The sequence below is a fragment of the Brevibacillus sp. 1238 genome, from assembly GCF_029892995.1.
GTDB lineage: Bacteria > Bacillota > Bacilli > Brevibacillales > Brevibacillaceae > Brevibacillus > Brevibacillus parabrevis.
Genome location: NZ_JARXWC010000014.1, coordinates 1 through 24547, shown reverse-complemented (window position 1 = coordinate 24547; position 24547 = coordinate 1). Strand labels below are relative to the sequence as shown.

15 protein-coding genes are annotated in these 24547 nt (G+C 53.0%); 1 reads left to right on the top strand and 14 read right to left on the bottom strand.

Annotation, left to right across the window (positions count from 1 at the left end):
• Window positions 1-5: 5 nt before the first annotated feature.
• The 12 genes from M2298_RS23495 to M2298_RS23440 form a co-directional block, all read right to left on the bottom strand.
• Window positions 6-1469, bottom strand: coding sequence for a serine hydrolase domain-containing protein (locus M2298_RS23495; RefSeq protein WP_280649157.1), 1464 nt, complete (start codon window positions 1467-1469; stop codon window positions 6-8).
• A gap of 3 nt (window positions 1470-1472) precedes the next feature.
• Window positions 1473-2888 carry a serine hydrolase gene (locus M2298_RS23490; RefSeq protein ID WP_280649187.1) on the bottom strand — a complete coding sequence of 472 codons (1416 nt, stop codon included), beginning with the start codon at window positions 2886-2888 and terminating at the stop codon, window positions 1473-1475.
• Between the two features lie 24 nt (window positions 2889-2912).
• Window positions 2913-4553 carry an ABC transporter substrate-binding protein gene (locus M2298_RS23485; protein WP_229049819.1) on the bottom strand — a complete coding sequence of 547 codons (1641 nt, stop codon included), beginning with the start codon at window positions 4551-4553 and terminating at the stop codon, window positions 2913-2915.
• A 26-nt stretch (window positions 4554-4579) separates the two neighbouring features.
• A complete protein-coding gene (locus tag M2298_RS23480) occupies window positions 4580-6223 on the bottom strand; it encodes an ABC transporter substrate-binding protein (RefSeq protein WP_280649156.1) in 1644 nt (547 codons plus the stop codon).
• Between the two features lie 167 nt (window positions 6224-6390).
• The gene (locus tag M2298_RS23475; RefSeq protein WP_173598713.1) at window positions 6391-7710 is read right to left on the bottom strand and encodes a helix-turn-helix domain-containing protein; all 1320 of its coding nucleotides are present in this window, start codon (window positions 7708-7710) and stop codon (window positions 6391-6393) included.
• 21 nt (window positions 7711-7731) lie between these two features.
• Window positions 7732-8733: a dipeptidase gene (locus M2298_RS23470; protein ID WP_173598714.1), complete on the bottom strand. Its 1002-nt coding sequence runs from the start codon at window positions 8731-8733 to the stop codon at window positions 7732-7734.
• A 45-nt stretch (window positions 8734-8778) separates the two neighbouring features.
• A complete protein-coding gene (locus tag M2298_RS23465; RefSeq protein ID WP_280649155.1) occupies window positions 8779-9885 on the bottom strand; it encodes an aminopeptidase in 1107 nt (368 codons plus the stop codon).
• Between the two features lie 52 nt (window positions 9886-9937).
• Window positions 9938-10906 carry an ABC transporter ATP-binding protein gene (locus M2298_RS23460; RefSeq protein WP_122966353.1) on the bottom strand — a complete coding sequence of 323 codons (969 nt, stop codon included), beginning with the start codon at window positions 10904-10906 and terminating at the stop codon, window positions 9938-9940.
• Window positions 10903-11892, bottom strand: a complete 990-nt coding sequence (locus M2298_RS23455; protein WP_280649154.1) for an ABC transporter ATP-binding protein — start codon at window positions 11890-11892, stop codon at window positions 10903-10905. Before M2298_RS23455 ends, M2298_RS23460 begins: the two co-directional genes overlap by 4 nt.
• Before the next feature lie 52 nt (window positions 11893-11944).
• Entirely contained in the window at window positions 11945-12745 is an 801-nt protein-coding gene (locus M2298_RS23450; RefSeq protein WP_371736949.1) for an ABC transporter permease, read from the bottom strand.
• Window positions 12746-12833: 88 nt separating this feature from the next.
• Window positions 12834-13772 carry a nickel ABC transporter permease gene (nikB, locus tag M2298_RS23445; RefSeq protein ID WP_122966356.1) on the bottom strand — a complete coding sequence of 313 codons (939 nt, stop codon included), beginning with the start codon at window positions 13770-13772 and terminating at the stop codon, window positions 12834-12836.
• Between the two features lie 353 nt (window positions 13773-14125).
• A complete protein-coding gene (locus M2298_RS23440) occupies window positions 14126-19531 on the bottom strand; it encodes an Ig-like domain-containing protein (RefSeq protein WP_280649153.1) in 5406 nt (1801 codons plus the stop codon).
• Window positions 19532-19854: 323 nt separating this feature from the next.
• On the opposite strand from M2298_RS23440, the gene M2298_RS23435 reads away from it, so the two are divergent.
• Complete coding sequence (locus M2298_RS23435; protein ID WP_229049817.1) at window positions 19855-20370, top strand: DoxX family membrane protein; 516 nt, start codon at window positions 19855-19857, stop codon at window positions 20368-20370.
• Between the two features lie 88 nt (window positions 20371-20458).
• On the opposite strand, the gene M2298_RS23430 is transcribed toward M2298_RS23435, so the two are convergent.
• Both M2298_RS23430 and M2298_RS23425 read right to left on the bottom strand, forming a co-directional pair.
• Window positions 20459-21331 (bottom strand): class I SAM-dependent methyltransferase, encoded by an 873-nt coding sequence (locus tag M2298_RS23430; protein ID WP_173600199.1) that lies wholly within the window; start codon window positions 21329-21331, stop codon window positions 20459-20461.
• Between the two features lie 315 nt (window positions 21332-21646).
• Window positions 21647-24547 (bottom strand): chitobiase/beta-hexosaminidase C-terminal domain-containing protein (locus M2298_RS23425; RefSeq protein WP_280649152.1); only part of this gene is annotated, 2901 nt, incomplete at its 5' end.

Genomic DNA, 24547 nt, shown 5'->3' with positions numbered 1-24547 from the left:
TCTTCTTACACCTCCGGCTTGGTTAAGGAAACTCTCGGGATTTGCCGGTAACCGACGGAGACGGCTTTTGCCTGTCCATCTGCCTGGTTCGCAAATCCAACGGTCAGCTCGCTGCCATCCATCTGTGCCAGGAAATAATTCTCGGCAATCGGCAGCAGCGGGTACTTTAAGCCTTTTTCATTCGGGAAAAGAGCGGTATGATTCGTCAGCACAAGCGCGCCTTCCTCGACGGTCACGCTCACGTTCATCCCTTCGCCGGAAGCATAGTCGCCGACATACGCCTGGAAACGGTCCGGGGATACACAATAATCCTCGTACTTGGTCAAAGGCTCTGCGGCTTCTCTTCCCTCGATCAGGTTCAGCGCAGTCAATGTCAGCTTTTCGACAGGCGTGCCGATTAGATTAGCCAAGACGACTGCTGTCAGCCCTCTTTCCGGGACAATCGCCAGATGCGCCGCCACTCCTTTGATCGCCCCGCCGTGCTTCAACAGCGTGCCCCCGTAATAATTCGGCTCCACCATCAAGCCGTAGCCGTAATGCTTTTTATAGTTGCAGACCACATGCGGAAGCGTCATTTGCCTTACGCTTTCGGCCGACAAAATCCGTTCCTTGCCCACGCATCCTCCCGTGCGGAAAATTTCCGCGTAATTCAACATGTCGCGGACGGTCGAGTTCAAATGTCCCGCAGCCATCACCGCTGGCCCTTCTTCCCAATCAAAGTCGGGGTACACTTCCAGCTTCCCGTGATTGTCCCTTTTGTGATAGATCGTGGTGACCTCCGGGAACCGCGGCAGATCGCCGAGCAAAAAGGTACTGCTTCGCATATCGGCAGGTGCGAGGATGTGCTCCTTGACGTAGACGTCATACGGTTTTCCGCTCACTCGCTCGACAATCGCCCCGAGCAGGGCATAGCACTCGTTCGAGTAGCTGAAATGCTGGCCCGGCTCGCCCAAAAGCTCATATTGCACGTGGGCTAACACCTCCAGCAAATCGGCATGCGTGCGGATCGGCTTTTGCTGCTCCTTTTTAATAAAACGGTGAATCGGGTTGTCTTCCTCCGGGATCGTATCAAACAAAGAGTTTTTGACGGCAAGCATATCGACAGGCAGCGGCGGGATTCCCGCTGAATGCGTCATGAAATGATGAATTGTCATCCGTTCGGTACACGCCTGATCCGGTGTCCGAAACTCGGGCAAATAAGCGACAACCGGGTCGTGAACGGACAGCTTGCCCGCTTCTTGCAGATGCATGATCGCCATGCACGTAAACGATTTGGTGACCGAAGCCAGCCCCATGACCGTGTCTGGCGTTATCGCCCATTTGCGCTCCGCATCCCGATAGCCGTATGCTTTTCGGTACAGACTGTCGCCATGTTGATTGATGCCGATGATCACCCCTGGAGCCTGGCTCTCTTGGACCGTCTGTTCGGCGAGCGCCTCGTATGCGCTTACCCAAGCTGGTTGATGCATGGTTCACACCTCCTTCGGCAAGCGGACGACGCCTACGGACAGACTCGTTACCTGGCCGCTCTGATCGCGGTGGAACCGGATCGCCTGCTCCTCGATATCTTGTTTCATGACGAAATAATCGTCCCCGATTGGGCGCAAGGCAAGCTGCTTGCCACCCAGGCCGAGCGTCAGCACATCGCTGTCAACCGTCACTGGCAGCTTGCGGTCGACTGTGACTCGATACGTCCCGGTGTACGCCTGCAAATCAGCCGCAGCGACTGGTTGCTCCGCGCCAAAAGGAACAGACGGTGCGTCAGCAGGGCGACCTTCCTGCGTGTTGATGGCAAAATTCAGCAGCTCGACAATCGGTGTCTCCGCCAAATTGGCGATCGCAATCGCTGTAATGCCGCGCTCTGGCAAGATGACCATCTGCGATGCGACTCCTTTCAACCCGCCGCTGTGCTCCAGCTTGGTCGTTCCGTAGTAGTCCGGCGTGACGAACAAGCCGTAGCCGTAATACTGACCGTATCCCATGCGAACATGCGGATAAGTCATCTGCTCCACGCTCGCTTTGGACAGAATCCGCTCCTCGCCGACCAATCCACCAGTCCGGTATATGTCCATGTAGCGCAGCATGTCGTTGACCGTCGTATTCAAATGGCCGGATGCGAGCACGACTGGCCCTTCCTCCCACTGCGGATCAGGGTACACTTCCGGCCCTCCCTCTTTTTCCGCCAAACGGTAAATCGTCGTCACTTCTTTGTACTTGGACAGCTCCTGCAAAGCAAAGGAGCTATTCGCCATGCCCGCAGGCAGCAAAATGTGGTCGATGATGTACTGCTCGTACGTTTTCCCGCTGACCCGCTCAATGATCGCGCCCAAAAGGGTATAAGCGTCGTTGGAGTAACTGAATTGCGCTCCGGGCGGCCCCAACAGCTGGTAGTCGATGTGGCTCATGACCTCCATGAAGTCTTCGGGGGTGTTCACCCATTTTTGCTGTTCTTTTTTGATTTGCTTGTGAATCGGATGATTCTCGTCTGCAATGTCGACGTCCGGCAGCCCCTTGATCGCCAAATAATCGGTGGGCAGCAGCGGAAATCCGGCTGTATGGGTCATGAAATGATGAATCGTCATCCGCTCGGTGCACGCCTGATCCGGTGTAACCAACTCCGGCAAGTAGGCCAAAACCGGATCGTGTACCTCCAGTTTTCCAGCCTCTTGCAACTGCATGATCGCCACGCATGTAAACGACTTGGTAATCGAGGCGACACCCATTACCGTGTCAGGCGTAATCTCCCAGTGGCGCTCTTTGTCCCGATAACCGAATCCGCGGCGATACATGCTCTTCCCGTCCTGGTTCAAGCCCACGCATACGCCCGGTACCTGGCACTGGTCGATAATCGGCTGCGCTGCCTGTTCAAATTGCTCTTGCCAATCCATTTTCTCCACCCCGTTCCCTTCTGTTTACGGCTGCACCCAACTGTCTCCCAGCATGATTCCGTATAGCGAATCGAGCTTGACGCCATGTACCCGCTTGTTTACGGCAAGGAATGTCTTTTCTTCCGAGTAAGGAATCCAGTAGGCTTGTTCCACCGCGATTTTTTGGATCTCGGCAAAAATTTGCTTCCGCTTCTCCTGATCGCCGACAGTGCGGCTCTGTTCGAGCAGCGTATCCAGTTGCTCGTTTTTGATCTGGGCGTGATTCAATCCGCCGATCTGGCTGGAATGCATGAACAAATACAAAATGTCGGGATCAAAGTCGGTGTAGCCGAGCACATTCAAGTCAAACTGCCCTTTTGCCGACAAATCCAGTACGCTGCCCAGCTCCGCGTTTTGCACCTTGATCTCGACGCCGATTTCCTTGAACATGCTTTGCATCAGCGGAATGCTTTGCGAGCTCATTGCTGTGAGCAATTGCAGGCTCAAAGGCTGCCCGTCCTTTTCCCGGATGCCTTGTCCGCTTTCCTTCCATCCGGCCTCTTCCAGCAGCTTTTTGGCTTCCTCGATATTGAACGGGTAGCCGTATGTTTCCACAGCGGGATCGTAGCCGAACATTTTCCGCGGCAATGGCCCGAAAGCACTCTCTCCCTCGCCTTGCAGGTCAGCCTGGATGATCGCTTTTTTGTTCAAGGCCATGTTCAGCGCCTGACGCACACGCAGGTCGCCGAGAATCGGGTTTTCCAGGTTCATTTGAATAAAATTCACCCCCAGCTTCGTCGCTTCCAGCACTGCGAATTTGTCGCTTTGCTTGTACCCGGCTGCTTCCCGCGGCGAGATGGAAGCGATGTCGATCGAGCCGCTTTCCAGCGCGGCAATCGTCGTCTGGGCGTCTTTGATGAATTTGAACACGATTTTGTCCGGCATCGGCGGCCCTTGTGTTTGGACAAAAGGCTCTGCCCACTGGTACGCTTCATTGCGCACGAGCGTGATCGACTCTCCGGTCTTCCAGCTCTCGAATTTCCACGGCCCTACCCCGACCGGGTGCCGTCCATATTCGTTGCCGTATTTTTGCACCGCCTCCATGGACAGCGGCTGCGTCACGTTCGCTTGCACGAAGTAGGACAGCAGCGGAGCAGACGGTTCTTTGAGCTGGATGACGAGTGTCAGCTCATCCGGGGTAGTGATGGAGGCAATCACACTGAGCAGTGGTCCCACTCCTGGCGATGCGGTCTCTGGCGCCATCGCCCGCTCGAACGTCTCTTTGAAAGAAGCAGCCGTCAGCGCCGTGCCATCGTGGAATTTCACCCCCGGACGAATTTTGAATGTCCATGTTTTTTGATCGGCGGAGATGTTGTACGACTCCGCCAAATACGGCTTGATTTCATTTGTTTGCGGATCGAGCGACAGCAGGGAGCCGCCAATCAGCCTCGACACGACTCCGCTCACGTCCATGTTTGTTTTGTGCACGTCGAGCGTATCCGGCTCTGCCGAAAGCCCCAGCGTGATCGTTCCCCCTGCCTGCGGCGCGCCTTCCGCCTTTGGCCCGGTTGCTTCCGGCGGCTTCGACGGAGTCGCTGACTGGCTGCAACCGATGACAAAGCTGATTAGCATGCAAAAGGTGAACAGGCACCCGATGCACCTGGCAACTGCTTTTCTTTTCCCCACAATGATCCCTCCCTCATGAACAATGGCTATTCGTTTACCCACATATCCTGGATCGTCAACGTTCCCAGCGGATTGGCTTCCACGCCTTGAATGCGGTTGCTTACGACCTGGAACGTTTTTGCCGAATACAGCGGAATCCAGTACGCCTGATCAACGACCAGTTTTTGAATGGCGGCGTACGCTTTCTTTCGCTCACCCGCGTCCGTTGCCGTGGAGCCTTTTTCCAGGAAATAGTCCAGCTCCTTGTTTTTGATGCGGAAAAAGTTCAATCCGCCGATCTGGTTCGAGTTCATGAACAAGTCCAAAATGTTCGGATCGATGCTGCCATGATCAGTTGCCATCAAGTCAAAAGAGCCTTTCACCGCTTGGGCATGCGCTGTCGCGGATTCGTAATTTTGAATATTCAGTTCTATTCCGATCTCTTTGAACATGCTCTGGATGAGCTGATGACCAGGCTTGGGATCATCGACGATCATCGTGAGGCTGAGTGTTTTGCCGTTCTTTTCGCGGATACCTTGTCCGTTCGGCTTCCAGCCCGCTTCCTCCAAAAGCCGGATCGCCTCTTCCTTGTTGTACTTGTAGCCATACTGCTCCACTGCCTGATCGTAGCCAAACATCGTGGGCGGGATCGGTCCGTAAACAGGCACGCCTTCTCCCTGCAAATCGGCAATGACGAGCGCTTCCTTGTTGATCGCCAGATTGAGTGCTTTGCGCACCTCCAATTCCCGTAAAATCTCATTCTCCATGTTCATGCCGATGAAGCTCTCCACTGGCTGCATTCCTTCCAGCACGGTGAAGTCTTTGTCGTCCTTGTACTTCTTCACGTCTTTGGCAGGAACGCCGGCAATATCAATCGTGCCGCTGTCCAGTGCAGCGATCAGCGTCTGGTTGTCCTTGATAAATTTGATGACGAGCTTGTCAGGACGGACTGGCCCCTGGTTTTTGACGAACGGGGCTGCCCATTGGTAGTCATCGTTGCGGACAAGCGTGATCGATTCTCCTGTCTTCCAGCTCTCAAACTTCCACGGCCCAACCCCTACAGGATTTCGTCCGAAGTCGCTGCCGAATTTTTGCAGCGCCGCAGGCAAAATCGGCTGCTGATAGCCTGCGTACGACAAGGAACCAAGCAGTGGCGCGGTCGGCTGATCCAATTGCAGAACCAAAGTTGACTCGTCGGGAGCAGAAATCGAGCGAATCGTGGTCAGCTCCTGTCCGGTTACCGGAGACGCTGTTTTCGGGTCGATGGCCCGTTCCATGCTTTCTTTGAAAATGGCAGCGGTCAGCGGCGTCCCGTCGTGAAACTTCACGCCTTTTCGCAGCTTGAACGTCCACGTTTTCCCGTCATCCGAGATCGCATACGACTCGGCCAAATGCGGCTTCAGTTCAAACGTGTACGGATCGAGCACCATCAAGGCTCCGCCGAGCAAACCGCCGACAAAATTGCCTGCGGAGAGCGCGGTCTTTTGCGGGTCGAGCGTGTCTGGCTCCACCTGATAACCGATCGTGATGGTGCCGCCCGTTTTCGGAGTTAGGCTGGCTGGCGGTTTTGGCTGTTCCGCACTGCCTTGTTCAACTGGAGCTGTGGCAGAACTGCATCCGACTGCCGACAAAGCGAGTAAACAGACAAGCAACAAATACGACATGCGGCGATCCAAAAGCTTCTGTAGCATGGGTGCCCCCTTTTATGGCCTTGGCCAAATTTTCATTGTCGCTATATAGTCGCTAATTGCCGCTGAGATTTCCCTGTTGAGCTGGCGGACAGGAAACTAGCAGCCTGACAATCGCTCCGGCTTTCGCACATTTCGCATAGGAAAACCGGAGCCTGTCGGGTGTACGCTTACTGGTAATTCAACCGATAGACAGCGCGAGGACGTCCTTGTTGATACGGCTGTTCTTCGCCGATGACTTCCACTACCTGGTGGTCGATCAGCTTTTTCAAGGTGCGCTCCGAGCTGCGGCGGCTGATCTGCAAATAATCCGCCAGGTCGGTAGCTGTAAAGCGATTGTCGCGGCGCAGCCTGACATACTGGACGAGCTTGTTGATCGTCGCCACGCTCGACCCTGTTTTCTCGGCGATTTCCAAAATGGTCTTGTTCTCGCTTTTGAGCTGGAACGTCTTCGCCTGGGCGTTGACCGGGCCGATCACTTCTTTTTCATCCGTGACCAAGTAGGCGCTGTTCTCATTCTGCTTCCGGGCGTGGTAAATCGCAATTCGCGCATTCGCCTCCGCTTCCTTCGCCGTCAGGCCAAACCCGAAGCCCATCGTCACTGTTACTTTGCTCAGTTGTTCGACGTTTTCCAACACTTGCACGATCTTGCCGTACTCGATCATTTGCTCGATGCTGCCGCGCGTGCCGTATATGATGAACTGATCCATCCCCAGCTTTTGGATCGAAGCATCTGTCTCCTTGACCAGTTCGAGCAGCTCTTGCAGCAAAATGATCGCTGCGTCCTGCATCTGGCTTTCCGTCTCGTAGCTTGCCCGTTCCTGCTGATGAAAAGTCGCGATCCCGACGGCAATTTGCGAGTTTTTGCTGATTTTCAGCTGACCGAATGCGACGGCCTGATTGATCGCGTCCCGGATGTTCTTGTCCGGAACGATCAGCGGCGCACACGGTATGCCCAGCTCGCGCAGCCGAACGTGCACATAGTCAACGCCAGTCAACGCGAACTTGCTCTCTTGTTTCTCCCAATGCTCCCGATGAAACCGGATCACTTCCTCGACGTCGAACCTCGTGCCTCCGTCTTCCACAATCTCGCTGTAATCCGTCACATGCCAGGAAGTCGGCTGCAAGTCCAGTTCTTCTGCCACTTTTGCGATATACGCAGCTTTTGGCATGTCGATGGAAATATGCTCCAATCCCCCCTCGACATTGAGCATGGTATGAAACAACGACAGTGAGATCGTGTATTCATCAAAAGGAATGTACACCGCTGGCCATTTTTTTTGCTCGATCTTGTCTCTGGCGAAAAAATACGGCAGCGGCCCGGCAAACAGCAGCACATCGCAATCGTCAACAAGATCGAGTATAGCTGCACTCTCTTTTGGATTCTGGTACGTATACGATTTCATCTGGATATTCGCGTCTGCGTTGACGTTTTTCAAGATTCTTGGCAGAAATTCTTCCGAAGAGATTGCCGCTATTTTAATGAGCATAAGTCCATTCCCTTTTCTGTCTTATTTCCAGACTTCCCGATAGACTCTGAGGAAGTTTTTCGCCATGATCAGCTCGATTGCCTCGTCCGTATACCCTCTGCTGGCAAGACCGCGCAAGATTTCCGGCACCTGGATATGTCCTTTCACGACGTCAAAATCTTTGCGCGTCAGCGAAGTGAGTGCATCCGGCGACTCGTATTTCATAAAAGGCTCGATAATATCGAGGCCGATTCCGACGTGCTCGACCCCGACAAGCTTGGTAATGTGGTCCACGTGGTTCAGCAAATGTTCGAGATCAGACTGTTCATCCCGATCCGCGACAAAAATGTTGACCCCATTCATCCCGATGACTCCGTTCGTGGCAGCAATCGCCTTAATTTGCTCATCGGTCAGATTGCGCATGGAGCTGGCGAGTGCCCGACAGTTGGAATGGGAAGCGATGATCGGCTTTTTCGCGATTTCCACGACATCCCAAAAGCCTTCGTCGTTCAGATGGCTCACATCTATAATCATCCCCATCGCTTCCGCTGCTTCAATCAGCCGCACGCCGAACTCGGTAATCCCGCCTTTTCGCCCTTCCCGCACAGGTGTAAAATGACTGCCGTCGCCCACGAAATTGCGCCTGCTCCAGACGAGTCCCAGAAACCGGACCCCCAGCTCGTAAAAGACGCGCAGCATACTCAAATCATTGTACAGCGGCTCCGCCCCTTCCAGCGAGAGGACGAAGCCGACTTTCCCCGCTTTTTTTGCCGTCTCGATATCCGCCACGCTTTTGCATACCATCACTTTGTCCGCAGACTCGTCCGCTTCTGCATGCAGGGCGCTGATTTGCTGAAGCGCTTTGCGCAAGCCCAGCTCAGGCAAAAACTTGCTGTCGATATAAATCGCGGAAACAACCGTCTGTACCCCGCCTGCGATAAAATCCGGCCAATAATCCGCTGCAATGACTTGTTTTCTGCCTAGCTCACGCTGGATCGCCACATCCATCAGCAGATCAAAATGAGCATCGATCACATGTGTCATACGCCGTGTCTCTCTCCTTTTCCCAAAGGCTCTCTCGTGTCTCTACTATTTCAATGCCTCAGGATTGAGCGCTTCCAGCTCAGCCAAGACAAACCGTCCATCTTTGCGAATCAGCCGATCGTCGAACCAAATCTCGCCGCCACCGTACTCGGGACGCTGAATCGAGACCATATCCCAATGAATTGTCGAGTTGTTCCCGTTGGAGGCAGCGTCGTAGCATTGGCCCGGGGTAAAGTGAAAGCTTCCGTCTATTTTTTCATCAAACAAGATGTCGCGCATCGGCTCCCGGATGTAAGGATTGACCCCTAGCGCAAATTCTCCGATGTATCTCGCGCCTTCATCCGTATTCAAAATGTCTGTCAGCCGCTTCGTCTCATTGGCTGTCGCCTGCACGATCTTGCCTTGCGCAAACTCCAGGCGAACATGCTCAAACGTAAAGCCTTGATAAGGAGAAGGCGCATTGAAAGTAATGACGCCGTTCACCGAATCTCGAACCGGGGCTGTGAACACTTCCCCGTCCGGAACGTTTTTGTCGCCAGCGCACAGGACAGCAGGTATGCCTTTGATAGAAAAGGCAAGCTCCGTGCCTGGTCCTATTATTTTGACACGGTCTGTTTGTTCCATCAATTCCTTTAGCGGCTGCATCGCCTTCGCCATCCGGGCGTAGTCCATCGTGCAAACGTCGAAGTAAAACTGTTCAAAAGCTTCCGTGCTCGTATTCGCCAACTGCGCCATGGCAGGATGCGGATAGCGGAGATACACCCATTTTTTATGGAGCCGCACTTGCCGTACTTGGCTGGCAAAAGTCGCCGCCAGCTTCATCTGTTCCTCAGGCACATCCGCCAGCTCATTGATGTTGTGACCGCCTTCGATGATGATCACCGCGTCTATCTTTTCCATCTGATACCGATCAATTTCCGCCTCGTCCCTGAACTGCTCGGCAGTCCCGCCTAGCAAAAGTTGGCGTTGCACCGTGCGATCCCGCAAGTTTACAAAAGGATGCCCGCCCGCTTGCTGTACCGCTTTCACCAGTTCTTTGACCATGGACATATCCACTTCAATCGCTTCAATCAGTACGCGGTCTTCCGGCTGTACGCGGGTAGAGTAGTTGACCAGCACATTCGCCAGTCTGGTCAGTCGTGAGTCCAGCATCGTTTCCTGACACCTCCGTCATCTGTAAAATTTTTTTCTTTTGCCTGCCTCATCACCCGTTCCTTTCATAAAGATGACAAGCAACCAGTCGCCCCTCTACCTCTTGTAAAGCAGGGGCGGTCGTCTTGCATATATCCATGCACGCCCAGCAACGCGGATGAAACTTGCAGCCGCTCGGCGGGTTGGACGGCGAAGGCAAATCTCCCTTTAGGAGAATCCGTTCCCTTTTTTCATCGGGATCAGATACCGGAACGGCCGACAGCAGCGATTGCGCATACGGATGCAACGGTTTGGCAAACAGGTCTTCCTTGTTCGCCAGTTCGATCACCTCGCCCAAATACATGACGGCCACTCTGTCCGCGATATGCTCGACCACGCTCAAATCGTGCGAGATGAACAAATAAGTGAGTGAAAGCTGCTCCTGCAAGTCTTGCAGCAAATTGAGAATCTGGGATTGAATCGACACATCGAGGGCGGAAACCGGCTCGTCGGCGATGATCAGCTTCGGTCTGAGCATCAGTGCGCGGGCAATTCCGATCCGCTGGCGCTGTCCGCCGGAAAATTCATGCGCATACCGCGCCAGCTGCTTTTTGCTCAAACCGACGAGTTCCATCGTGTCTTCGATCAATGCTTGGCGTAGTTCTTTCGGAATGCCGTGGGCGATCAGCGGCTCGGTCAGGATGCTCTTGATCGTCAGCTTGGGATTGAGCGTATCAAACGGATTTTGAAACACCATCTGCATATTGCGTCTGACCTGGTGCATGTCCGCTTTTTTGAAGGGGCGAATGTCTCTGCCTTGAAACACGATTTCGCCTTCGGTTGGTTCAATCAAGCGCAAAATGCATCTGCCCAGCGTCGATTTGCCGCAGCCCGATTCCCCGACGATTCCCAGCGTCTCCCCTTCCGTCACCGTCAAGTTCACACCGTTTACGGCGTGTACGCAGGTCGGCTGTTGCAGCCACCCTTTTCCGGTGAGAAACCGCTTTTGCAAATTTCTCACTTCCAACAGCGGTGTTTTCATGCATTCACCGCCGTTCCCTTGGTGTGCTCCTGATACAGCCAGCAGCGACAATCGGATGCTTGGTCGACAGCCAAAAGTTGCGGATTTTGCTCCAGACAAACTGGCATGGCTTTGTCGCACCTGGGAGCGAAGCGGCAGCCTTGCGGGTACTCCTCCGGGGTCGGCACGCTGCCCGCGATGCTGTACAGGCGCTTTTGCCCTTTGGACCGATGCGGGGTCGACTGGATCAGCCCGATCGTGTACGGATGCTTCGGGTTGCGCAGCAACGTACGGACGTCAGCTGATTCGATGACTTGTCCCGCGTACATGACCATCACCCGGTCACACGTCTCTGCCACCACTCCCAAGTCGTGCGTGATCATAATCAAGGACGTGCCCCGCTCCGTACGGACGTTTTGGATCAGCTGCAAAATTTGCGCCTGAATCGTCACATCCAACGCTGTCGTCGGCTCATCCGCGATCAGCAGCTTGGGGTTACAGGCAATCGCCATCGCGATCATGACGCGCTGCCGCATTCCGCCGGACAAGCGATGCGGGTATTCGTGGTAAATTTCATTGGCGCGCGCAATGCCTACCTGTGTCAGCAGCTCGATCACTTTTTCCTTGGACTGGGCACGCTTCATCCCCTCGTGCTTTTCCAGCCCCTCGCTCATTTGTCTGCCGATGGTCAGGACAGGGTTCAGCGATGTCATCGGCTCCTGAAAAATCATCGCCATTTCTTTGCCGCGAATGTTTTGCATCTCGTGTTCGCTGCACGACAATATTTTTTGCCCGTTCAGCAAAATGCTTCCTTCCGTCTTGCCGTTCTTGCCCAAAAGGCGCATCAGGGACAGGGACGCTACGCTTTTGCCGCACCCCGATTCTCCGACGATGCCCAAAGCCTCGCCTTTTCTGACGTACAGCGAAAGATCGTCTACGACCTTGAAAGCCTTTTCATTTTTCGCAAAAGTAGTTGTCAGGCCGGATACCTCCAGCACATGGGTCATTTTGTCTGCACTCCTTTCCAGCTACAGCACTCGCTGCCTTGATTGCTCCGCCTCATGCTTTCGGGTCAAAAATGTCGCGCAAAGCATCTCCGAGCATGTAGACGGTAAAAACAACGACGGTAATCGCGATCCCCGGAAAAGTCGCCAGCCACCAGGCTTCCCGCAAGTAATCTTTGCCTTCGTTCAGCATCGTTCCCCACTCCGGGGTAGGTGGCTGTGCCCCAAGTCCGATAAACCCGAGCGCAGATGTGGACAGAATCGCTCCGCCGATGAACATGGTCGTATACACAATCAGCACGTTGGCGATATTCGGAATCAATTGGTTGATGATGATCCACCAGTTCGAGCTGCCGATGGATCTGCTCGCTTCCACGTACCCGGACTCTTTGATGGACAGCGCTGCTCCGCGGACCAAAATCGAAAACCCGGGAATGGAGGCGATTCCGATCGCAATCATGGCATTTTCCTGGCTTGGCCCCAAGGCTGCGACGATTGCCAGAGCGAGCACAATCCCCGGCAAAGCCAGCAGCACGTCCATGATTCGCATGATCAGATTGTCAAAAAATCCTCCGATGTAGGCGCTGGTCACTCCGATGAGCGTCCCGACCACAAAGGTCATCGCCGACGCCATGACTGCTGCCGTCAGCGTCACCCGCGTGCCGTACAAAAGCCGCGATAAGATGTCTCTGCCGATCGCATCCGTCCCGAGCCAAAACTGTTTCGACGGGCCTTGCATGAAAGCTTCGTAATACGTTTTGGTCGGATCGTGCGGGGCAATCCACGGGCCGATAATCCCGATCACGATAATGCCGAGCATCATCAAAAAGCTGTATTTCGCCTTTTTTCTTTGCATGATTTTGCCGAGCAATTCGAAGCGGGGAAGCTGGCGTTCTTTGCGCCACATGGAGCGAACGGTTACGGCCTTGTTGATCTCGCTCATGTCATGCACCCTCCCTTTTGGCGGAAAAATTGATCCGGGGATCGAGCAGAGCGTACAAGACGTCAATTACAATCACGACAACGACGTAAATCGCTCCGATGAACAATGTCGTTCCCTGGATCATCGGAAAGTCCCGGGAGCTGATCGCCTGGATGGCCAGAGTGCCGATTCCCGGCCAATTGAAAACTTGCTCCACGATGACGGCTCCACCCAACAGGCCCGCAAACTCCAGGCCAATGACGGCGACAATCGGGATCATCACATTGCGAAAAGCGTGGCGGAGCAAAATGATTCGTTCCCCCATGCCTTTTGCCCGGGCGGTTCGGATGTAGTCGTTGGACAAAATTTCTACCATCCCCGCGCGAGTAAGCCTGCTGAGTGCTGTCGCCATCAAGGTGCCGAGCGTGAGGGCAGGCAACACGATATCCAGCAATCCGGTTCCGCCCGCAATCGGAAACCAGCCTAAATGCACCGAGAAGACGAGGATGACGAGCAACCCCAGCCAAAAACCGGGCAACGCCATGCCCAAGGTGGAAAACATCATGATCATCCCGTCGATAAACGTGTCCTTGAATCTCGCGGCAATCACACCCAGCCCCACTCCGACGATCACGGCAACGCCCAGGCTTGCCACTGCCATTTTCGCCGTTGCCGGAAAGCGTTCGGCGATCTCGGTACTGACCGGCCTGCCCGTTTTGAGCGAAGTGCCCAAGTCTCCTTGAATCAAGCCGGATGCGTAGCTGACATACTGGGAGACGAGCGGCTTGTTCAGCCCAAGCTCTTCGCGCAAGGCTTCGATTTGCTCCACTGTCGCCCGCTGTCCAAGCATAATTCGCACCGGATCGCCCGGGATGAAATGGATGAGCATGAAGGTAAACACCGAAAGTCCAAAAAGAACGACGACGCCAGACATCAATCGTTTGAGAATAAATTGCGTCATGAGGCAGGCACCTGGTTGCAAAGATAGATGAGATAACTGCCGTTTTGCTTGCCGGCAAGCAGTGAGCCAAGCCCGACTTTTTTGCCATGCATTCTGGTGATCGACACGTTCCGCCCCTCCCTGTTCGTTTTTCAGCGACATTTGTCGTTATATAGTCGCTAATCATTTGAGTATCAGTCTATTCTAAATTGATAGAAAGTTCAATATGTGATTTTGATTTTTTCTGATAGTGGTGGGAACTAGGCGGGCAGCCTGTGGGCGGACAAGTATTGCCAATCAGCTTTTTCATCTTCAGGCAAAAAAGAGAAAACCCGCTTTCTCCTGCATGGCAGAAAGCGGGTTTTTATGCGTGATTAGTCCCAATTCGGCAAGTTCACGTCTTCGTCTTTTATCAAAATGTCTTGGTATTTCACGATCTTATTGTTCGCGTCGACCTCGAACAAAATGAACCACATGCCGGGCACTCCGCGGAACTCCCCTGACTCGTGCAGTTGTTTCGCATCATCTGGAACGGCATCGCCAGCTTTGTACTTATCAGTTGGCTGTCTGTCCGACATCGTGTTCAAGTAGCGCACGTTGTTAAAATCAATTGCGGAAGGCAGAACAACTTTGGAGAAGTACTCATCTGACGAAGCTTCCAAATGGGCACCAAGCTCTGGCAAAGGGGGTGGTGTGCCTGGGTCGGTCGGCGTGCCTGGATCAGTCGGCGTGCCCGGATCAGTCGGTGTGCCTGGATCAGTCGGCGTGCCTGAATCAGTCGGCGTGCCTGGATCAGTCGGCGTGCCCGGATCAGTCGGCGTGCCCGGATCAGTCGGTGTGCCTGGATCAGTCGGGGTTCCCGGATCGGTTGGCGTGCCCGGATCAGTCGGCGTGCCTGAATCAGTCGGCGTGCCTGAATCAGTCGGCGTGCCTGGGTCAGTCGGCGTGCCTGGATCGGTCGGCGTTCCGGCGTTTTCCACCGTTACGGCCAGATGCTTCTCGCCCGCTTCTTTCGCTTCGAACATCAGCGAATTTGCGGAAATCGCGACATGATAGATGCTGTTCAATTCGAAATCGTCAGCGACTGCCTGTCTGATTTTTTCCGCAACCTGCTCAGCGCTGTCGTTTGCCTGTACGGCAACGGCAAGTTTTTTATCAACTTGGCCGTCCGCAATGTGCAGGATGACCTTCCCTGTAACGGCAGCTCCTGTGGTCACTCTAACCCGGAAGATCGCATTTTCGCCCTTATGCCCGTAGTGCCCTTCTCTTACTGTGGTGAACGAACCCCACGTCAAGCCTTCTACAGCCGAGCCGGAGCCATTTTCCACCACGCTCATCAGCACAGTCGCTTCATCGCCAGCGCCTGGCATTTGCTTGATGATGATTCCCGCCGGATCAGAAGACATGATTACTTGGTAGTTGTTTCCTTCCGGGTGATGTTTAAGCGCTGCTGTCAACACGGATGCCACTTCCGAAAGCATTTGCTCTGTGTCCCATCCGACATACAGCTTCATGTTCAAAGGTAGTTTACGATTCAAGTAATCAATCGTGTTTACATCCGTTCCGTTGATCGACATGTTCAGTACGAGCAGTGCGGTTCCCGGGCCGTTGATCGGCTGTCCGTTTGCTCCTGTAACCGTGCCGGAAAGCGGCAGGAAGTATTCTCCGAGAACTTCCGTTGTCGCCTCTCCTTCCTGTCTGGTCACCACATCTGACAGAACCACCCCTGTGCTGTCCGCAAGTGCAACCTCTGCGTCTACATGAACCGTTGCTTCAACATGCACAGACTGATTTGCCTTAACCCCTGTCGGCAAGTTCAAAAGGCTGCCTGTCACGGTTACATTTTGTGCATTTTTATCTTGTTTTTGGTAATTGACCGATTGCAAATCCCACTTCACGTCAGCCTGAATCGTGCTGTTGTCCGTCAGGTTTACCGTTACATGTGTCGGCAGATTGAAGCCTTTTTCTGTTGCGTTCGTCCCGTTGGCAATGCCGCTGATGGAAACCGAATCGACACTCTCTACATAACGAACTGCTTGAACCGTAACATTTGCCGTCGCAGTCTGATTGTTCTCCGCTACTCCTGGCGGAAGGTTTACCAGCGTACCTGTCACGACTACCGATTGCTCTTGCTCATCGGAATCATTGTAGGTCGATCCCGCTACATCCCATGTTACGTCTACTTTCGCGTTTTTGCCGTCCTGCAAAGTTACATCCACCTGTTTCGGCAAGTAAGCGGCCAAATACGTTTTGCTGATTCCGCCCGGTACATTCGCAACAGTTACAGTCGCTACATTGGTAATCGGCACGGCATCTCCAGTCGAAACGGTAGCCTTCGCTTTCAGTGTGCTGCCTGGAACAATTCCATCCGGGATGTTCGTCAGGTTGCCTTCGACCTCGAATGTCTGCGCTGTTGCTTTGGCAGGATCATAGGTTGTGCTTGCTACGTCCCACTGGACAGGCACTGCTACTTTTTTGCCTCCCGACAACACGACTTCAACGGTTTCCGGCAAGCCCAATGCTTTTGCCGTTTTCGCCGTTCCGCTCAGTACACCTGTGAGTTGGACTGGCGTAATGCTTTCGATTTCCCGTGCGGCATTGACAGAAATTTGGATTTCCGCCTCGACATTTTGGTCGTTTTTGATTCCGCGCGGCAATCCGTAGCGATCTCCCAGACGGCCTTTGATCGTGACAACATGGGCTGCCAGATTTTGTGGATCATAATCGCCTTGCTGCCATGTAACACCCACGTTTTGGGTACTGTTATCACTGAGCGTAACCGTTACTTCATTCGGAAGACCAAGCTGATAGAAGTTAGTTCCGTTTTCAACGTTCGTCTTCATCGGCACGGAAGCTACGCTCGTGACTTGCATCGCACCCTCAACCGTGATTTTCGCCTGTGCTTTGAGGTTTTGCGCGTTTTTCACACCTGTTGGCAGCTCTGCGCTCCAAGAACTTCCTCGCAGAGTACCTACGGCTGTAAAGGTCTGTTTGCTGGACAAATCAGGATCGTACGCGCTAAAGTCCCAACGCACATACAATTCTGCTTTTGTTCCATCGCTCAAGGTCACTTCTACCCAGCTCGGAAGCTCGAAGTTATAGGCAGGGGTGTGGTTTTCGTACGATTTTTCCGCCACCTCTGGTACGCTAACGATCGTTTTATCCGTGTTCGGTACTGGCTGTCCTTTGGAAGCTGCATCAATTTTCGCTGTTTGCGCATCAATGCGAGCTTGCCACTCGGCAATGTTTGGGGCTTGCGCCATTGTTTGCTTCGCTGCATCCAGTGCTGCTTGCGCTGCCTGTCCGCCATCCTGAACCGCCTTCTGAATGTCTTCCGCGGTAGCGAGAGCGAGCGATTCGTATGCTTCGACTGCCGTTTTCACCAGAGCGAGCTTGTCCAAAGCTGTTTTCAGATCGTTCAGGGAGTGCGCTCCCATTTGGATGCTTCCCAGATCGACATTCGGCGTTGCCGTCAGCTTCTCGATGAGTGCCAGCAGTTCATTTGCGTCTTGGTTTGCAAATGTCAGGCTGCTTGTACCCAGACTCAGCTCTCCCAATGCGCCGCGAATGTCCAGCTTGGCATCTGTTACCGTGCTTCCAACTTCCAGCTTGCCGACTTTCGCCCCAGTATCGAGCTGGACAAACGAGTTGCCGTTGACCACAACATCCCCTGCGATCGTTCCTTGCAGCTTGATCGGTTGCTGCGTGGAACCGGACATGATTTCCAGTCGCTGAACGGAAGAGTTCGGGTCCACTTTCACGCTGCCGCCATCCGGGTCCGTAATCGTGATTTGCTGGATCGCGCTTCCGGCTCCTCGTACATCGAGCGTTCCCACCGCAACGTTTTGCACTTGCACGCCGTTTACTTTGACGTTTTGCAAAATGACCGTAGCATTCTTCGCATCAACAACCAGACTGCCGTTGCTTACGCCCGTTCCGCGAATATCGAGATTTTGCAGAGTAATGGTGCCTGCTGCGTTCGTGCTGATGCCAATGTTTCCGTTCACTGTAGTCAAACCGCTGTTAGGCCCATATGAACCGAGGCTGGAAAGCTGGAACGATTTGTTGAATGTGCCTGCGGCTTTGTTTGGCGCAAGCTCGCTGTTCGGATCAACCGGGATGGTTGGCGTAGTCGGAGTCGTTGGCGAAATGACCGCATCCAAAAATTGAACTGCAAACGAATCGGTAGTCAAATCACGGGACGCGCCGCTCACTTTTTCTTTCGCTACGGTTACTTTGAGCTGGGAAACGCTATCGCCAGCTGTGTGTCGCTCTGCTTTTCCCGTGAAGCTGATGCGCAGCTTCTGGTCATCTACGCGGACAACATTCGCTTTCAAGCCAGCAGGGAGCTTCGCTACCGTCACATCTTCGTTTGCAATATCTTGTGCAAACGTTCCAGCTGTCAATGTTACTTCCAACTGTTCAGCAATTTGCCCGTCATTGGACGCGGACTCTGTCACGCGAGATTGGCCCAGCACCAGCTGCGGTCTTTTTCCTGCGCTCACTTCAATCGCGATCGTAGCAGAGACTCCCGCGATCGTCGCCGTGACTTCCGTTGTTCCGGCTGCCTTCGCTGTAACGACACCGTTTTCGCTAATCGTCGCTACCGCGTCGTCCGCGATTTTCCAGTTCACGTCGTTTCCGCTCACAACCCGACCCGAACGATCGGTTGCCACAGCCCACAACGCAAGGGAGCGATCCTCGGCATCACTGTCATGCAAAATCGCGTCGTGGCCAAAGTGCATGATTTCTACTTTTTGCGGCTTCGTGCCTGTTCTTGCCACCGTAAATGGCTTCGCGCTGGCCTCGTAATCTTTATAGGTTACAGCCATACCTACTTCCTGATCTCTTTTGGCAGGTTCAATCGGCTCGAATACTAGCGTAGCGGTCTGTGTTTCCTCGTTCCAGTCTACCCGGGAGACGGACACATTTTTCTGTTTCTTGTTAATGGTGGTCGCAAGCGTAAAATCATCAGCAGATGGCATGCCGTCAGCAGCATCATGCACTTTCATGGAGACAAATCCATTGGCCGCTTCCAGATTCGTCACCAATGCATTCCCCGGTGTTACCTCCAGCTTGAGCGAAGCGGTTTTCTTGCCGGATGTCGCTGTAATATTTACCGTTCCCACACCTACCGCGCGCACATTTCCTTTTCTGTCAACGACAGCGATCTTCTCGTTGCCCGATTTCCAGACAACAGACGGATCTTTCACTTGTCGGCCAGCTTTATCTCTGGCAACAGCCACCAAAGACATGCGGTCATCTTCGGTTCCAAGTGCCAGTTCGGCGTCTGCCCCGATGTACTCGACAGACAAACTCTCCATGCGCTCTTGCCTGCGGGCCAGCTCATAGCTGGTTGTCACGGATTCATTGCCTTTGTAGGAAATAGCGATATCTACTTTTTGTTCCTTCGTGGAAAAAGCAAGCGGACTGAAGGAGATCAGCGCAGTGGATGTCTGCTCATCCCAGGCAAATTTGGTTACCTTCACTGTTTTTTGCCGTTTGCCGTTCACGTCCAGCGCCAGACTGAAATCGCCTTGCACAGGTTTTTTCTCCTGTTTGCCCGTGAATGCAACCTTGATCAGACCGTTTACCGCTGACGCAGAAGCAATCGCGAACGGCTTCTCACTGGAACTGGGCGCAACGTGAGACTCTACAGCACTTGCATACGTCTGGGCACTCTTCGACATGCCAAACGCAGTTACTGGTGACAGTGGCGCAACTGCCGACAGGAGGAAGCCTGTCGAGATCGCCACGTGACAAATCGTTTTCTTTTTCATTTCTATTGCTCCTTTTTCATAAATAATGATCAAGAGTGAACATATAACGATAATCATTATCAATAATGCCGCAAAAAAACAGGGCTCGCAGCGCGTATCCCTGTCATTTACTGAAAATGATAATCCTTCTCAACTACAGGCATGAATCATTATGCTCCTGTCCTCAACATCCGTCAAGAAATATTTTACATGTAAATTTTTTGCTTTCGAAAAATCTTTCTTGACAAATATATTGACCTTGTATAAAAATTTGGATGTCCCGCGTGAATGATAATACTTTTCAACTACGGCAATTTTTTCAAATTCATGCCGGGGTGATTTTTTTGAAGCAGTCAGCAGCGCTGTTCAAGCTGTACGCGTTTCCGTATCTCGTTCTATTGATGCGTATTTTATTCGGAGTAGGCTGGTTTTTGGCCGGGTTGACCAAAATTACGGAAAAGTCCTGGTACTCCAAGCCAGGCATATTTCTTCACGACTATCTGGTTCAGGCCGCACAAAAACCGCAAACGCCCGATTTTTACAAAGTTTTTATCAATGAAATTGCCCTGAATCACGTCATGTTTCTCAACTACGTCATTCCGGTCGTTCAGATTGCCATCGGCATCTTGTTAATGGTCGGTTTGTTTATCAAACAAGATATTCTCTTTTGTCTGTTCATGCATATCAACTTTATTTTGTCAGGAAATATGAATCTGACCAGTCTCGTGCTCTACACCAGCGCCTTCGGTTTGTTGCTGTGCCGAAGCTACACGTATGCGTACAGCCTCGATCGGGCTTTTGGCCGGGCACCATCTGAACGCGAAAAAGACCCCGCGCTTTTCCTGTCTCATCATCCATAATCTCGAAGCTTAAGGCACAAAAAAGCCCCGCTCTGTCCTAGGCATCTGCTCTAGGCAAGAACGGGGCTATTCAGTCATGCTTGATATGCTATCTCGTCGTCGTGAACCAGCCAAAATGCACGTGCTCACTGGCGTAATAATCGGTCTGTCCCTGGAAATAGCGCTGCTGGATCACTGCTGGACTGGCATGCTCGTGGAGGGAAAAACCGAGGCGGGAAAGATCGCGTGCAAGCTCCTCCGGGTCGAAGCTCGTCTGGAACGGCTCGCCGATTTTTCGCAATTCAGCCTGCATAATCAGCTCTGTATTGGTGGGAGTGAAGTAATCAAAAATGACCGAGCTGCCCGCAGGTGTCGTCTCGGCTATAGAGCCCAGTGTCGCAAGCACTTCGTCTCGTGACAGGTACATCGTGACCCCAAGCCAGCTAACAACCGTCTTCTTTTGCGGATCATATGCTGTACGGCGAAGCGCTTCTGCCAGGCTTTCTTTGGCGAAATTCACCGGAACGAAATGCAGCTGAGGAGACATCTCCCACCCCAGTTCAGCCAGCCGTTCCTGTTTGAAAGCTTGCGTCGCCGGATGATCGACTTCGAACAAGTGAAGCTTCTCCAGCAGTTCTGGACGCCGGAAAGCAAACGTGTCCAGACCTGCACCCAGGATCACGTACTGCTCTGCTCCTTGCTCTACAGCCTGCTCCAAAATCTCCTCTGTATACCGTGCCCGGCTGACCACCTGAGGCAAGCCCATCGCTTGCAGCAGGGCAGGCAGCGTAGTCATTTCCCCGGCGCCCGCTCCTGATGTGGGACCGCTCGCAAAGCCTTGCTCGATAAGTGTACGGCGTTCCTCCGGGATCAGAGCCAGAGCCAGAAAATCGTCAAAAATTTTAGGAGTCTCGTTCATGGCGTGGTAACCGCGAATGTAGGCAGAGATGATTGCAGTCAGGCTTATCTGGTTTTCTTTCATCAGACATCCTCCCTTTTGCCAATCAGGTTTGTATGCTTCAAGGAGGAGTATAGCAGGGATGGGGATATAATCAATATTTTAAACATTAAATTATATCATAAATTTATTTTTATGTCAAGATGACTTATTTGTCCGTTTGTTGACATTTTTTCGTTTTGTCGCTGTAAAAAGCAGGTGATCGTGCTGGGCGTTAGGGCTACGTTCATGAAACAGCTTTGCTGAATCATCCGTCCTCTCCCCAAAAATGGGGCTTCCCACTAAGGGCAGCCCCATTTCTCGTTTCTCGTTTCTCGTTACATTGTCCAAACGTCCCGTTTACTTCTCGCTTGTATCTGCGAGTTGCTCCGTGCCGTCTGCGGTCTGGTATGCGGCATGCGGCATGGTGGCCTCCGCAATCTCAGCAAAAGCCCAATGCGTCTGTGGAACGTCTTTCCAGATCATCTTCGTCATGCCTTCAAGCGGTCCCCTGCCCGTTACGCGATTGAACAGAGCCGTTGCTTCCGCACGAGTCAGTCCCTGATCTGGATGGAATAATCCATCGACATATCCTTTCATGATGCCTTGCTCGACAACAGCGGCAACCTGCCATACGGCCCAATGACCTTGTACATCTGCAAAAGGCAGATCCCTTTTGGCCGTATACAAGTTTTTCCACTTGGCGATAATACTTGCCATTTGCGCGCGTGTCACAATTGCCTCGGGATGGAACAAACCATTGGCGTCTCCACTCATCAATCCGGCATCGCGCACCTTTTGAATCGATGCTGCAGCCCAGTGGCCAGCTTTTACATCTGCAAATACGCCGTTCTCTTGTGGAACAGATTGACCTGTCTCTTGCAGGAAAGACGCTAACATCGCAGCCATTTCCGCACGAGTCAAGATTCGGTTTGGCTGGAATGTCCCGTTCGGGTAGCCGACCATATACGCCGGATGTTCTACATACAACTGTTTGCCTTTCAAGGAGAGAATCGTGAACGTGCTGAACTTGCTGATTTCAATCTCGATACCGACAGGCTTTCCGTTTTCGTCGTAACGAATGGTTCCTGTCTTCAACTCCTTCTCATCGTCCGCATGCTCTACAAAAACGGCAAGCGTAGAGAGGAAAGCCTGCAAATCATCCGGATTTTTCGGCAGCTCGACATCCTCCAACGGGAAAGTGACACGCGTTCGGTGGTTGCTGTAGTTGGTTTCAATAGTCATCGGCTTGCCCACGACTTGTACTTGCTGTCCACCCGTTGCTCGTTGCACGATCTCGTCGTCGATCGTTTGCTGTGCTATCTCTTTTTTGTCTTGTGAATTGGTAATCGGTACAATTCGGAAATACAGCTTGTCTGACAACATCGCCAAAGTTTCTCTTGGAATGGTAATGACGACATCTTTTGTGCGAATCTCAAGCGCAACCCGCTGCTGCTTGATCAGCTCAAGGGCATTTGTCGGCACTGTTACCAAGATTTCATCAGCCGGACTGCCCGGGAGATCATCAATCGCAATTCGAATGATGTCTTTTTTGTTTTGCTCTGCTCTTTGCAAAATGGCTTTGGCTGTTTCCTGATGCAGGACGACTTCGTCTGCTTTTTTGTTTTTGGAGGTGGTAGTGCGTACGATTTCAAGCGGCTCGAACACAATTCCTTCGTTACCTGCCTCGACTTTGACAGTTCGCGTCTGGTCCTGTGGAGTTGTTTCCGGTTGCTTGCGCCGCTCCTCTTTATCTTTTTTGTCATCGTCACGCTCTCTGTCCCGCGTCGCTGCCCTGACAGTCACTTTGACGCTGGCCCCCAAACGCTCCGGATTTTCTACATCATCCGGCAGGTTGACCAAAATCCCTTCCACGGTGAAACGCTGCTTTTCCTCGCTGTCAGGATCATAGTCGGCGCTGTCGACATCCCAGCGGACTTCGACTTCAAGTGTGCTATCGTCATCCAACGTTACCCTGACCTCTTCGGGGAGTCCCAAAGCAGAGGCTGTTTTTCTTGTGCCGTTTTTTACATCATCGATCGCTTCCGGGTTTCGGACTTTGACGATTTTGCGGACCTGCTCATTTTCAGCACGGACTCGCACCTGAATGCTGGCTGTGAGATCTTTGCTGTTGGTTACCCCTTTTGGCAGCTTCACCAATTCTCCTGTTACGGTAAAGCTTTGACTTTCCTTGCTTTCGGGATCGTAATCAGCTTCAGAGACAGCCCAATCGACGCTGACAGAAAGCTTGCTGTCGTCATCGAGCGTCACTTCGACCCGCTCAGGCAGTCCCAACGCTTCTGCCGTTTTCGGCGTTCCATTGGAAAGGCCCGTGATTGGCGCCAGTTCAGCCACGCGGACAATGTCGGTTTCTTTTGCCGAGTCTGCTAAAACGGTCACCTGAATACTGGCTGTCAAGTTTTGCGGGTTGGTAATGCCGCCTGGCAGATGAACCAGGTTGCCTTGAACGGTAAACGTCTGCTTTTCTTTGCTGTCAGGATCGTATGAGGCATCCGCTACCAGCCAGTCCACATCTACTTCGATCGTTGCACCGCTATTCAACGTCACTTCTACCTGCGAAGGCAAGCCTAGCGCGGAGGCTGTTTTCGCCGTGCCGTTTGGCAAGCCAGTTATCGCCGGAGCCGGTTTGACATTGGTCACCACGATGCTTGGTACGTAGATGGAGTAAGATTCTGTCATGACCGAGCTGTCTGTCATGCCTGGCTTTGTTGCCATGGCTTTGATCGTGAGTGCGCTGTTTACAGGGATTGGTGTGCTGTAAACGTCGCTGCTTGCTGTCGGTGTGCTTCCGTCTGTTGTGTAGTAGATGGTCGCTCCCGGCGTGGTAGTTTTCAGAGTGACAGGGGTTCCCGGTGTGACCATTCCACTGCCTGGTGCTGCCGTTGGCGTCGCTACTTGCGGTTGCGGCAACGGGGTTATGGTATAGCTTTCGCTCATTACTGTGCTGTCCGTCATGCCTGCTTTCACGGCAATTGCTTTGATGGTCATCGCACTGTTGACCGGAATGGCTGAGTTGTTGTACACATTGCTGCTTGTTGTTGGCGTGTTGCCGTCTGTCGTGTAGTAGATCGTCGCTCCTGGTGTGGTTGTACTCAACGCGACCATCGTTCCTGATGGGACTGCCCCTCCGCTTGGCGCTGCTGTCGGTGTCGCTACTTGCGGTTGCGGCAACGGGGTTATGGTGTAGCTTTCGCTCATTACCGTGCTGTCCGTCATGCCTGCCAAGACGGCAATGGCTTT